This is a genomic window from Sporomusa aerivorans (assembly GCF_041428895.1).
GTDB classification, from domain to species: domain Bacteria; phylum Bacillota; class Negativicutes; order Sporomusales; family Sporomusaceae; genus Sporomusa; species Sporomusa aerivorans.
Genome location: NZ_CP156926.1, coordinates 435,416 through 447,666, shown reverse-complemented (window position 1 = coordinate 447,666; position 12,251 = coordinate 435,416). Strand labels below are relative to the sequence as shown.

Here is a 12,251-nt window from a genome sequence, read left to right as displayed (position 1 = left end):
GGCTCGGGTATGCCAGCCAATAATAAAGCAGGGGCTTATCCCCCCGCTTTATCTATTATACACCATTAAATTCACTTTATACCAGTTCTACTTATTCTGCAGAACTCTCGCTACTCGGTAACTGCAGTTACAACGCCGGCGCCAACAGTACGGCCGCCTTCGCGGATAGCGAAACGGAGACCTTCTTCAATAGCGATCGGGGTGATGAGTTCAATGCTCATTTGAATGTTGTCGCCAGGCATAACCATTTCTACACCTTCAGGCAGATTTACAACACCGGTTACGTCGGTTGTTCTAAAGTAGAACTGCGGACGATAGTTGGTGAAGAACGGAGTATGACGGCCGCCTTCTTCTTTGGACAGTACGTATACTTCGCCTTTGAATTTGGTGTGCGGTTTAATGGAACCGGGTTTGGCAAGAACTTGACCGCGCTCGATTTCTTTACGCTCTACACCGCGCAAGAGAGCGCCGATGTTGTCGCCGGCTACGGCTTGGTCAAGAAGCTTACGGAACATTTCCACGCCGGTTACTACGGTGGATTTCGGTTTATCGGTCATACCGACGATTTCGACGGTATCACTTACTTTGATTACGCCACGTTCTACACGGCCGGTTGCTACTGTACCACGGCCGGTGATGGTGAATACGTCCTCGACAGGCATTAAGAAAGGCTTGTCGGTAGCGCGTTCCGGCGTCGGGATGTATGCGTCTACTTGATCCATGAGGTCATGGATTTTGCCGCACCATTCGCATTCGCGTTTTGCGCAGCCGCAGTTAAGTACTTTTACGGCAGAACCGCTGACTACAGGGATGTCGTCGCCAGGGAATTCATAGCTGGACAAGAGCTCGCGAACTTCCATTTCTACCAGTTCCATCAGTTCAGCATCGTCTACCAGGTCGGCTTTGTTTAAGAATACAACCATAGCAGGAACGCCTACCTGGCGGGACAGAAGAATGTGTTCACGGGTTTGCGGCATCGGGCCGTCAGCAGCCGATACAACGAGGATAGCGCCGTCCATCTGAGCAGCACCGGTGATCATGTTTTTAACATAGTCAGCATGGCCCGGGCAGTCAACGTGAGCATAGTGACGAGCCGGGGTTTCATACTCAACGTGAGCGGTGTTGATGGTGATACCGCGTTCTCTTTCTTCCGGGGCTTTGTCGATTTGGTCATAGGCCATGAACTCAGCGCCGCCATGTTTGGCCAGGGTCATAGTGATCGCGGCAGTCAGTGAAGTCTTGCCATGGTCAACGTGACCGATGGTGCCAATGTTAACGTGGGGTTTGTTTCTTTCAAACTTTTTCTTAGCCAATTCTGTGTTACCTCCTTAATTATCCTCACTTGTATTAGTCTACTTTATTATATCCAGGCAAGCTCTCGCTATTGCTCGGCATTAAGTCGATTACCCTGTACAACCGGCTTAGCCACAGGGGCCAGCAACAGTTTCCGCCTTCGCTGCCGCTCGGCATAAGCTGTGTTTACTTTACACCGCTTTCGGGTGTAAGGGTAACATCAGACTTCCGCCTTCGCTGTCGCTCGGCACAAGCCGTGTTTACTTTACACCGCTTTCGGGTGTAAGGGCAACATCGACTTCTGCCTTCGCTGTCGCTCGGCACAAGCCGTGTTTACTTTACAAAACTAGATTATTCTATCTGGGGTATAAAATTCCTGCTAAGTCAGGCGGCAAAACGAAAAAAACCTTACAGATTAACTGTAAGGTTTTTTTGGTGGCGGCGCAGGGACTTGAACCCCGGACACTGCGGGTATGAACCGCATGCTCTAGCCAACTGAGCTACGCCGCCATATTTAAATATAAATGGAGCTAGTGACCGGGATTGAACCGGTGACCTTATCCTTACCAAGGATACGCTCTGCCAACTGAGCTACACCAGCACAAGCAAAACGACTTATTAGCACCCATCTGCGTTGTTGTCACTGCGTGCGCTCCCTCCGACGTACTTCCCAGTACGCGTACTCGTTTCCGCCTAGCATCTGAGTACTACTAAGCCGTTTTGCGGCTTTGAGTCAATGCTGGCTTATCGCAGATAAGATGGGTATGTTTATTCTTTATAAAGCTTCGCTTTATAAAATCGAGTTTTACATAAGCGAAGCGATAGTATCATGGTTGCGGGGACAGGACTTGAACCTGTGACCTTCGGGTTATGAGCCCGACGAGCTACCAACTGCTCCACCCCGCGATGTTATTGGTGGAGGGAGGTGGATTCGAACCACCGAAGTCAAAGACGGCAGATTTACAGTCTGCTCCCTTTAGCCACTCGGGAATCCCTCCAGAATTAATGGGTATTAGGATGTTCCGCACTGCCGCTTGGAACTAAGCGATTCGCACAGGTTTCGCGTTGCTATCGCTCCTAAAAACCTGGCTCACTGCTTAATGGAGCTGGCGATAGGAATTGAACCCACAACCTGCTGATTACAAGTCAGCTGCTCTACCAATTGAGCTACGCCAGCATCGTCTCACGAGAACCGTGCCTCAGTGACAAAATTCATTATATAATAATCCACAATCTATGTCAACATCTTTTTGTTTGGTTATTTTCCCCATATAATCTTGGCTGAGTAGACATTTTTCTATTTAGGAACCTAACCCGATATTCAGTTCAATGAGTTCTGAATCCACCATCAGATTGAGCGCCAAATACTTACTGCTGCTTACCCGCACACTGCAGGCTGAACCCACAACCATACTAGGCGGCGAAATGTCCACCACCATTCCCAACTTTTCAAAGTTTATAGCGGCATTGGCCGTAACCATATTAACCATTTCCGAAATAGCGCTCTGGGCCATGTCGTCTATTTCACAGATCGGCATCCCCATCATCATGGTTGAGGCAACCTTTTTGGCGGTATCTGCCGACATATTGTAGGCCACATTTCCCTGGACTCCTTTGGTAATGCCAATAAGAACAGTCACGCCATGACTTTCCAGCATCTGCTCTTTTACGCTGATTCCACCCCGGTTGATTTCCTTAAAGCCTAATTGCGGCAGAATGGTTGTCACTGCCTCCAAAAAAGGATTAATTAATTTTGCGTCCATATTGCGCTACCTCCTATGAACTATAAGCGTAATGGTGAAAATAGACTTGAACTTGAAGATGTACACGTCATTAATGTGCCTCTTTACCGCCCGAAAAAGTAATAATACGACACACCCGCAATAATAAAGCGATAGTAGGCAAAAGACGCCAGCGTGGAATTATTCAGGAACCGCAAAAACCACACTATTGAAATATAGGCCGTAACAAACGCAACACCAAAGCCAATAGCAAACATCAGAAGGTCACTGCTGCCTAATTGATCCCATATCTTCAGTAAATCATATATGCAGGCCACCAGCATGATGGGAACGGCGATAATAAATGAAAATTCAGCAGCCGCGGTGCGACTCATCCCCAAAAAGAGCCCTCCGGCAATTGTTGAACCCGAGCGGGAAAATCCGGGCCACAGGGATAAAATTTGAAACAAGCCTACCCAAAATGCCTGACTTAGCGTCATGTTGTCTACACTGCGTGTTACCGGACGTTTAGCTGCCTTTTCAGCCACCAGCATAAGCACAGCCCCTGCTACCAGGCCAACGATTACCGTCTGCGGCGCAAACAGAAAAGTTTTGATGGGTTTGTGTAACAGATAGCCGATCCCCATGACCGGTACTATACCGACCAGAACATGCAGAGCCGTCAGGCCGCCACCATAAACACGGAGGCTTTGCGGTTTAAGCATCGCCAAAAATTTATCCCGGTAGAGAATAAACACCGACAAAATAGCCCCAAGCTGGATAAATACTTCAAACACGCTGGCTTTTTCGCCTTCAAAACCAAGTAATGAGCCTACCAAAATCATATGCCCGGTCGACGATACCGGCAAAAATTCTGTCAAACCTTCAACTACGCCTATAACTACAGCAATTATATTATCGCTCAACGTCATTCTCCTTCGTTAGTTCTATCCACCTGCAGCATGGCAATAACCTGACCATCAGTCGGGAATGCCAGCTCAGGTACTCTATCTAACGGAAAATAGGCTACCCGGTCCAAATCATCACCCGGCTGAAGAACGCCCCCTCTGATTTCTGCTTCAAACCACACGCCAACAGTATGGACCGACGGATTATGAAAGTTTGATAAGACCGTGTATACTTTTCCTGGTTCGATAATTAAGCCGGTCTCCTCAAGAAACTCCCGCCTGACAGCATCACGGATATCCTCATCATATTCAACATAGCCGCACGGTATGCACCACAAGCCGGGGAAACTGGCGTTTGCGGCTCTCCGTCCCAGCAAAATCTCCCTGTCTTTCCGGATAATAGCCGCCACGCCAACAATCGGATTCTCATACATCGTATAACCGCACGATTCACAGACCAGACGCTCACGCTCACCAACCTGGCGATAATTTAATTTGCCGCCACACTTGGGGCAAAAATAGAACCGTTGCTTTTTCATAATTTCCCTCCGATAGCACGATGTTACTATTTTACCATATTTCGACTAAATATCCCGTAAAAAATTAAAAAATTTAATACAAAGTTAAAGCCCGGGGCTTTAGTGTAAAAAAACACCCTGTTCCCGGGCCTCTTCATGGATTACATGCAACTGCTTATTTTGATCCATAAAAGCAATAAAAACATTATGAATACTGTCTTGATGCTGCCGCCGGAACTCTTTGATTTGCTGCGCGGAAAAGCCCAGCTCGGTCAAAGTGCGTTCCTGAAGTTTGCCCTCCAAAATCACCGGTACCAGGATACTGTTCGGGCTAACGCTGAAATTCATCTGGCTGGGCGTCAGCGGCATATGTTCAGCTTTTTTCAACACACTTAATTTGCTATGCGGCTCCAAAATAGCCATTTCAACCGTCGTTATATCAAATACGTCCTTTTCCCGCAACAGCTGCAGCAGTATCTCCACAGGCATATGTACTTTGCGCAGATTCTCCTTGATAATCTGACCGTTTTGCACAAGCAGCAGCGGCTTGAAATTTATTTTTCGATTAAACGGACGAATCTTTATACTCAGCCAGCCAAAGAGCAACTGCATACAGCCAAGCGCCAAAAGTGCGATAAGGGCACTGGCAAGCTCAATCCGGTGATCCACGATAAGTGCACCGGCTACAGCCCCGATTGTAATCGAGGCCAAGAAATCAAACGTACTGAATTCGCCGAGTTGCCGGCGGCCAACCGCCAGCATGATAACAAGCAAAACACCCATTCCGGCAACTACTCTAAAAAGAGTAATACCCAATGTTTCCATCCGAGCCCTCCATTGCCTAGGCAAAAACTATGCAATATTTGGGCATAGTATATCCAGCTTAAATACTTTTAGTCACCGAAACAGATGCCGATTGCCCTGCCTGCCCGCAACAGTTCATCATCAGCGGTTACGTTATGCGCTTTACCGGCGATATCTGCAATGGGCACACGGATAATCCGGTTTTTCTGCAAGGCTACCATATTGCCGAAAGCCCCGGCGAGCACACAGTCAACAGCGGCAACACCATAGCGGGTGGATAACACCCGGTCAAAAGCAGTCGGTGTACCTCCCCGTTGTACATGTCCCAGCACAGTGCAGCGCGATTCTATGCCGGCAAGACGTTCAATCTCCCTGGCTAGCTTCTCGCCGGCCCCGCCTAAACGGATTTTTTCCTGACTCCCTTCTACAATACGCCCTACTGATATTTCGCCACCGCGGGGATACGCTCCCTCAGCAATAACAACAAGGCTAAACTGACGGCCGCGTTCCTGCCGCTCTTTAATTTTGGCAATAACTGAATCCAGGTTAAAAGGTATCTCCGGTATCAAAACGCAGTCTGCCCCGCCAGCCATTCCGGCATGCAGGGCTATCCAGCCGGCGTATCGGCCCATAACCTCAAGCACCATGACCCGGTGATGTGATTCCGCCGTAGTATGCAGCCGGTCCAGGGCCTCAGCAGCAACGCCAACCGCAGTGTCGAAACCAAAAGTGCGTTCTGTTCCGGGTATATCATTATCAATGGTTTTCGGAACAGCAACTACTGGCAGGCCTAACTGGTAAAACTCCGCGCCGATTTTAAGCGTACCGTCGCCGCCAATAACAACAAGCGCCTGGATGTCCGCCTGCCGCAGATTAGCCAACGCTTGTCCGGACATATTTTCATAGACAACCTGCCCGTTGCGGCTTACTGGATAATTAAATGGATTATCCCGATTGGTTGTCCCCAGCATGGTGCCGCCACGCGGCAAAATACCGGCGACACTGACATCTGTCAGCTCACACATCTGGTTTTCCACCATACCGCCAAAACCGTTCCTGATGCCCCATACTGCCAGTCCCCGGCCAAGGGCGCTTCTCACGACAGCCCGGATTACCGCATTAAGCCCTGGCGCGTCGCCGCCACCGGTAAGTACTGCGATTGTTTTTACACTTGTTGTGTTCAACACGGATCACCTCATTTATAGTATGTGCAAAGACGTATGAAATAGAGGAAACACAGCCGCACTTCCGCAAGGAGATATATTTGCCGATAATGAAAAAATGACACCTTACTGGTGTCATTTCATACTGCGTTACTCTTCGTATCTATCACTATAATTGGCTAAATCAGTCTGAGTTTCCTTATTAAGGCTACTAAGACCTTTATACATACCGCGGATGTCAGTGTCTTCACCGCGGTTTTCCAGATAGCGTTCCAACTTACGTTTTACCCGTTGTAATGCATTGTCGATAGACTTTACATGACGGTCAAGCTCAACAGCAATTTCCTGATAGGATTTGCCGTCAAGATAGGACATTAGTACTTTCCACTCAAGATCACTTAGAATTTCGCCCATCTTTTCTTCGATGTCAACAAATTCTTCGCGGCTAATAACCAATTCTTCCGGATCTGTCACTTTTGAGCCTGACAACACATCCAGAAGAGTGCGGTCGGAATCTTCATCGTAAATGGGTTTATTCAAGGAAACATAAGAGTTTAAAGGTATATGTTTTTGCCGGGTAGCTGTTTTGATAGCAGTTATAATCTGCCGGGTTACGCATAGTTCTGCGAATGCCCTAAAGGATGAAAGCTTATCATTGCGAAAATCACGAATAGCCTTGTAAAGACCAATCATGCCTTCCTGAATGATGTCTTCCCGCTCAGCGCCGATTAAAAAATATGATCTGGCCTTAGCCCGCACGAAGTTGCGATATTTATTAATCAAATACTCCAGAGCGACCGTATTGTCATTATCTTTGGCGTCGAATACTATTTCTTCATCAGTTAAGTTGTCAAAACAACTATACAGATCGCGTTGAGTATTAACCCGCATCGCATCGCCCCCACTAGTTTTATTATGCTGTCTATAGACGGCCACCAGCGCTGTTCTGCTACAACGGCCAATTTATACACTATAGAAAAAAATAAAAGTGCACTAAACAAATTAGTGCCGCCGTATTGGTGCATGTCTTATCACAATAAATTATACTTGCTGAAGCAAAGTTAGTCAAGCCCATCACGCCGCATAGCGTCAAGACGTTTAAGAATATCTTTTCCCAGGCGGCTGCCAAGTTCGTGCCGGTCTCGCGCCAGCACCTTCCGGGAAATACCAGCCGCAATTTCCCGCTTGACATCCTTTATATCATTTCTGAGTTCACGAGCTGATATCCTAAAAGCTCCGGCACCTAAAACAAACATTTGCTCAGCCAAATCAGAGGTAACGACATACACGCGCCCACCCTGGCGGACAAGATAGTATACCATTTTTTCAATATAACTGTCAGCAGTTTCTCCTTCTTTGGTATAAATCACCTCCAGGTCAGCGGCCCTCATATGGCTAGCGCCCTTGCCACTAGTCATATGAGCATCGAAAACAATGACGGTTCTAAATCCTTTATATGCGCCATATTCGCCAAGTATGTCCACAAGTTTGTCACGGGCATACTCCAAATTATCTTTAACTGCTATAAGTTCAGGCCAAGCATTAATAACATTGTAACCGTCAACAATTAACAGGTCCATTGAGGGAAATTCTCCAATCTTATTGCCTGTTGGTGGTTTTAGGCATCTTTTCCGGAACTTTGGGGGTAATAACCGGCGGCGTCTTAAAAGCCGGCTGCTTTTCCGCCTGTACAGGACTAGGTTCCGGCCCAACTCTTACTATAGTGTTATCAGGAGCATATTTGTCCCGGGATAATACTTCACGTTTCAGTTCATTGCCATAATTATCACGGATAACACGCATAACCACGACTTCATAGCCCGGTTTGCCCGGTTTCTCAACTTTTTTTTCACCGGGAGCCAGCTCCGGGTCGGCTTTTTTTACAATAGCCGGTTGAATAGCCCGCTCAGACGCAATAACAACATCAATATTCTTATCAAGCGCCCGCTGGCCAAATATGCCGACATTAAGTTTATTGCCAACCGTCTCGGCCATGATCATCACGGGGGACGTACTGTCATTGACAAATTTAAAGTCAAGGGTGTTATATACCACTGTCGCATCCCGGCCTAAGGGGACATAGGCAAGGGGCTTGGAATGGTTGGTACGCTCGACAATGTTAAGTCCCGCCAATATAACAGCATTATACAGGGTCGATGAAACCTGACATACGCCGCCGCCAATTCCTGGCACAAACTCACCATTTATAATCTCCATAGCCTCTTTAAAACCTTGCGATTTTTCTCTGGGTCCCACTGTATCATTATAAGAAAAAGTTTGTCCGGGATAGAGCAGCTTGCCATTAATTTTTTGGGCGGACAATCTCACGTTAGCCGTGCGGTTAACATCATCTGTATTAAAGGAGGTCGTATACATTGCTACTAGTTCTTTAATACCGTTTTTGGAAAGATCATATGTAGTAATTTCCGGCTTAACCGGCATTACCGGCAAGACGATGCTCCCGCCGTCCATCCTGATAAGTGCGGTCTCAATCCAGTTTTTGAGCGTGTCCAGATCAAGCTGCCGGCCTTCTTCTTCCGCAATAATGCCGCCTGTTTGCAAACTCAAGGTTGCATTGCGCGGCGGACGGTTGACAGAATCCTGCAGTTGCACAAGAATACTATCCAGCTTAGTTTCATTATACTTGACTTTAGGGGGTATAGACCAGCCCTCGGTTTGCGCTTTATGAATATTTTTTAAGCGGTCCCACCAGGGGCCTTCACGGCCAAATTGCCAAACAGCGTCAGCAGTAATCTCAGCATCAACGGTATAATCGATGTTTTCCGGTTCAATACGGAAAGTTGTTGTTTCGTAAGATAATAGAAGGGGGTTGGTTTGGTGGTCCTTTTGCCAGGTGATAAGCAATTGCGTAATCTCTTCCCGGGTTTTTCCACCGGCCTCAATGTTGCCGATGGTGACACCAGCATATACTGTTTGGGCAAATAGTGGCCGTGACAGCCAAAATCCGGCTATCCCGGCGATTATAGTCATCACTGCCAAAATAGCACCCGCCCAGCGTTTCACTATCCTTTCATCCCCCTTTGCTTTAAGGCTTCATAGAGCAGCAGCGAACAGGCTACCGAGGCATTTAACGATGTGATTTTTCCTTTCATGGGAATACGCACAACAAAATCACAGGCCTCTTTAGTCAGTCGTCCCATCCCCTGCCCTTCACTGCCGACCACAACGACGATAGGACCGGACAAATCGGCTTCATAGTAGTTTTTGTCTCCGTCCATATCGGCGCCAACTACCCAGAGGCCCTGTTTTTTTAAACTTTTCAGCGTTTGTGAGATATTGCCGATTCTGGCAACAGGCACATGCTCAATGGCCCCGGCTGATGTTTTTGCCACCGTTTGGGTAAGGGGACAACTGCGCCGTTTGGGTATCAAAACACCATGCACCCCGGTAGCATCAGCGGTTCGTAAAATAGCACCAACATTGTGCGGGTCAGCCAGTTCGTCCAGGAGAACTAAAAAAGGCGGTTCCCCCTTGTTATAAGCTGCTGACAGAATATCCTCAATCTCAACATACGCTACCGGCGCGGCCATAGCGATTACACCCTGGTGGCGTACACCGGCCGCCATCTGATCCAGCTTGGCTGCATCCACTTCCTGAATGACCAGCCCTTGTTCCCTGGCCTGCCCGATAATATCACGGATAGATCCCTGTCGTTCTCCCTTGGCTATAAGGATTTTATTCAGGGACCTACCGGCTTTCAGAGCTTCCAGCACACTGTTGCGTCCGGCAATGATTTCTGCGTCATCTGACATTTATATCGCTCCTCCGGTGCTAAACCGTATTTTTTATGTATTTCACTCTGCTTTAAGGTTAGCATCACCTTTCGCTCTCGCTATCACTCGACGAAAGGTGTGTTTTCTTTACACCGCTTTCGGGTATCAGGGCAACATCGGCTTTCGCTTTCGCTGCCGCTCGGTGAGAGCCGTGTCTTCTTTATTATTATGAAAAAATGGCAGAATATAATCCTGCCATTTTTTTGGTAATTTCTTAATGCAAAGACTTTTAAGAGACCTCGGCAATATACAAAGCCGGATTCGTCTCCAGGTCAATTGTCACTGTTTGATTGATGCGTTCGCCGCTGGCGTTTTTGGTTATATTGACGACAGGTTTGGTCCTAAGCTCATCTTCATAATCATTAACAATACCTATTGCCTGGTTATTAAGACGGACAACGGCACCTAAAGGAAAAATAGCAACATTGCTAATAAAAGTCTTTACAAGTTCAGGATTAAAATAGGCAGCCCCGGTTTTGGCGATAATCGCCAGCGTGTCATACACGGACAACGCCTTACGATACGGGGTGTTAGCTGTCATCGAAGAATACACATCGGCCAGAGCTGTCATCTGGGCAAACTCATGGATGCTGCTTTCCCGGGCACCGCGCGGGTACCCGCTGCCATCATAGCGTTCATGATGCTGCAAGGCGCAATTAGCCGATGCTAAGCTTATCTCCGGATTGCGTTGCAGAATTTCGAAGCCTTTCTCAGTATGTAGTTTTACGATGGCCATTTCTTCCGGGGTCAGAGAACCCGGCTTGTTTAAAATATCACGGGAAATGGTAATCATCCCCACATCCCTTAAAAGAGCTCCCAGTCCTAAATCCCTTAGGCGATGCCCTTCGATTCCGCAGCTCATTCCAAGCATCATGGCAAAGAAATATCCGCATACTGCATGATTAAAAAGATAATCATTGCAGTTCTGCATAGCGGTAAATAAAGGCTGAATTTCCTTATGCATGCAGCATTCGTCCAGGAGAGTCAGCACTTTTCCTTTAATGATGTCTGTCTGGACATATTTGCCTACGCGTATCTCGTCAAGCGCCTGATGTGCAGCCAGAACAATTTCATTTTTGGCATTTTGCGCCGCTACATCGTTTGGATCAATAAGCTGGGCCTCGCCTTCGACGTAGATGTACTTCACGTCAAGTTCGGCAATCTTGGAAATATGAAACTCGGTCAGTTCGACGCCGCTGTTTAATATAACTTGTCCATTAAAGCCGTATACCGGCTGAGCCAGCGTCATTCCCACTCTGATACTTTCCCGGAGCACACGCCGCACAGTAAATTACCTCCACTACAGTTAAACTTGGTATTACTAAAATTCTACATTTGCTGCACTTATCTTCTAAAGATTCTACTTTTGTGCTTTAATTCCTGCCAGCCGCCCACAGGTCATAGCGCCCTCAGTACAATAACCGCCGGAAATACAGGTCGGCCCGGCCTGAGCAAATAAACGGGGCGCTACAGCTTTAACCTCGTCCAGCATTGCATTGGCCAAATTACGAATCTCCCACTGCGCCCGCTGGCAACACCGCTTCTCAAAAAAATGCAACAGAGACCTGGCATTCATTGTTACCACAATTTTTGTCTCGGTAGCGTTGCCAAGAACATAACGGGCATCTTCCTGGTGAACACCTAAAGCAACAAGTTCATCATAGGTTTGCTGAATTTTGTTCATAAGCTCCTGGTATTTAGCACCGGCCTCGGCATTAGCAGCTACCGACGGCGGCACAATATATTCAAAACCATGCTCAGCAACATACCGCTGGGATTGCTGAGAATAGGAAGCGATACGATGACGTACAAGCTGATGGGTAAGAACCCGTGAAACACCTTCGATTGCAAAGGTAAAACTTACATGCTCAAATGTCGATAAATGTCCCATGCTTCTTAATTTTTCAAGCAAATTACCAACTTGAGCATCGGTCATATTTTTTTCCAGTTCTTCCGCCCCGATAGCCGAATAACAAAGGCGGGCCGACATGGCTACGGCGCGCTCAGGGTCAGGGGTATATTTTATCAGCTTTAACTTCATGGCGGTATT

Annotated in this window: 12 protein-coding genes and 5 tRNA genes; all 17 read right to left on the bottom strand. The window is 47.4% G+C overall.

Annotated features, from left to right (window positions below; genetic code table 11):
• Positions 1 to 110 precede the first annotated feature (110 nt).
• Positions 111 to 1,313 (bottom strand): elongation factor Tu, encoded by a 1,203-nt coding sequence (gene tuf / locus SATMO3_RS01995; RefSeq protein ID WP_371376757.1) that lies wholly within the window; start codon positions 1,311 to 1,313, stop codon positions 111 to 113.
• A gap of 413 nt (positions 1,314 to 1,726) precedes the next feature.
• Positions 1,727 to 1,803: transfer RNA gene (locus SATMO3_RS01990), tRNA-Met, on the bottom strand.
• A gap of 15 nt (positions 1,804 to 1,818) precedes the next feature.
• A tRNA-Thr gene (locus SATMO3_RS01985) sits at positions 1,819 to 1,894 on the bottom strand.
• A gap of 229 nt (positions 1,895 to 2,123) precedes the next feature.
• Positions 2,124 to 2,199: transfer RNA gene (locus tag SATMO3_RS01980), tRNA-Met, on the bottom strand.
• A gap of 7 nt (positions 2,200 to 2,206) precedes the next feature.
• Positions 2,207 to 2,291, bottom strand: a tRNA-Tyr gene (locus tag SATMO3_RS01975).
• A 103-nt stretch (positions 2,292 to 2,394) separates the two neighbouring features.
• Positions 2,395 to 2,470, bottom strand: a tRNA-Thr gene (locus SATMO3_RS01970).
• 124 nt (positions 2,471 to 2,594) lie between these two features.
• Positions 2,595 to 3,056, bottom strand: a complete 462-nt coding sequence (locus SATMO3_RS01965) for a chemotaxis protein CheX (protein WP_371376754.1) — start codon at positions 3,054 to 3,056, stop codon at positions 2,595 to 2,597.
• A gap of 83 nt (positions 3,057 to 3,139) precedes the next feature.
• Positions 3,140 to 3,946 carry an undecaprenyl-diphosphate phosphatase gene (locus tag SATMO3_RS01960; protein WP_371376751.1) on the bottom strand — a complete coding sequence of 269 codons (807 nt, stop codon included), beginning with the start codon at positions 3,944 to 3,946 and terminating at the stop codon, positions 3,140 to 3,142.
• The gene (locus SATMO3_RS01955; RefSeq protein WP_371376748.1) at positions 3,943 to 4,461 is read right to left on the bottom strand and encodes an NUDIX domain-containing protein; all 519 of its coding nucleotides are present in this window, start codon (positions 4,459 to 4,461) and stop codon (positions 3,943 to 3,945) included. The genes SATMO3_RS01960 and SATMO3_RS01955 overlap by 4 nt, the downstream gene beginning before the upstream one ends.
• Positions 4,462 to 4,560: 99 nt before the next feature.
• Positions 4,561 to 5,265 (bottom strand): DUF421 domain-containing protein, encoded by a 705-nt coding sequence (locus SATMO3_RS01950; protein ID WP_371376746.1) that lies wholly within the window; start codon positions 5,263 to 5,265, stop codon positions 4,561 to 4,563.
• A 68-nt stretch (positions 5,266 to 5,333) separates the two neighbouring features.
• Positions 5,334 to 6,431 carry a 6-phosphofructokinase gene (locus SATMO3_RS01945; RefSeq protein WP_371376743.1) on the bottom strand — a complete coding sequence of 366 codons (1,098 nt, stop codon included), beginning with the start codon at positions 6,429 to 6,431 and terminating at the stop codon, positions 5,334 to 5,336.
• Positions 6,432 to 6,557: 126 nt separating this feature from the next.
• The gene (gene sigH, locus SATMO3_RS01940) at positions 6,558 to 7,298 is read right to left on the bottom strand and encodes an RNA polymerase sporulation sigma factor SigH (RefSeq protein WP_371376740.1); all 741 of its coding nucleotides are present in this window, start codon (positions 7,296 to 7,298) and stop codon (positions 6,558 to 6,560) included.
• 170 nt (positions 7,299 to 7,468) lie between these two features.
• Positions 7,469 to 7,987, bottom strand: a complete 519-nt coding sequence (locus SATMO3_RS01935) for an NYN domain-containing protein (RefSeq protein WP_371376737.1) — start codon at positions 7,985 to 7,987, stop codon at positions 7,469 to 7,471.
• Positions 7,988 to 8,006: 19 nt separating this feature from the next.
• A complete protein-coding gene (locus SATMO3_RS01930; RefSeq protein ID WP_371376734.1) occupies positions 8,007 to 9,431 on the bottom strand; it encodes a VanW family protein in 1,425 nt (474 codons plus the stop codon).
• A complete protein-coding gene (gene rlmB, locus SATMO3_RS01925; RefSeq protein WP_371376731.1) occupies positions 9,431 to 10,180 on the bottom strand; it encodes a 23S rRNA (guanosine(2251)-2'-O)-methyltransferase RlmB in 750 nt (249 codons plus the stop codon). Before rlmB ends, SATMO3_RS01930 begins: the two co-directional genes overlap by 1 nt.
• Before the next feature lie 250 nt (positions 10,181 to 10,430).
• On the bottom strand, positions 10,431 to 11,486 hold the full coding sequence (locus SATMO3_RS01920; RefSeq protein ID WP_371376729.1) for an HD-GYP domain-containing protein: 1,056 nt from the start codon (positions 11,484 to 11,486) through the stop codon (positions 10,431 to 10,433).
• A 75-nt stretch (positions 11,487 to 11,561) separates the two neighbouring features.
• Complete coding sequence (gene thyX, locus SATMO3_RS01915) at positions 11,562 to 12,242, bottom strand: FAD-dependent thymidylate synthase (RefSeq protein WP_371376726.1); 681 nt, start codon at positions 12,240 to 12,242, stop codon at positions 11,562 to 11,564.
• Positions 12,243 to 12,251: the final 9 nt, after the last annotated feature.

Coding starts and splice junctions, on each gene's coding strand:
- SATMO3_RS01935 (WP_371376737.1), bottom strand. CDS start 7,987: ATGGACCTGTTAATTGTTGACGGTTACAATGTTATTAATGCTTGGCCT.
- rlmB (WP_371376731.1), bottom strand. CDS start 10,180: ATGTCAGATGACGCAGAAATCATTGCCGGACGCAACAGTGTGCTGGAA.
- thyX (WP_371376726.1), bottom strand. CDS start 12,242: ATGAAGTTAAAGCTGATAAAATATACCCCTGACCCTGAGCGCGCCGTA.
- sigH (WP_371376740.1), bottom strand. CDS start 7,298: ATGCGGGTTAATACTCAACGCGATCTGTATAGTTGTTTTGACAACTTA.
- SATMO3_RS01965 (WP_371376754.1), bottom strand. CDS start 3,056: ATGGACGCAAAATTAATTAATCCTTTTTTGGAGGCAGTGACAACCATT.
- SATMO3_RS01960 (WP_371376751.1), bottom strand. CDS start 3,946: ATGACGTTGAGCGATAATATAATTGCTGTAGTTATAGGCGTAGTTGAA.
- SATMO3_RS01950 (WP_371376746.1), bottom strand. CDS start 5,265: ATGGAAACATTGGGTATTACTCTTTTTAGAGTAGTTGCCGGAATGGGT.
- SATMO3_RS01955 (WP_371376748.1), bottom strand. CDS start 4,461: ATGAAAAAGCAACGGTTCTATTTTTGCCCCAAGTGTGGCGGCAAATTA.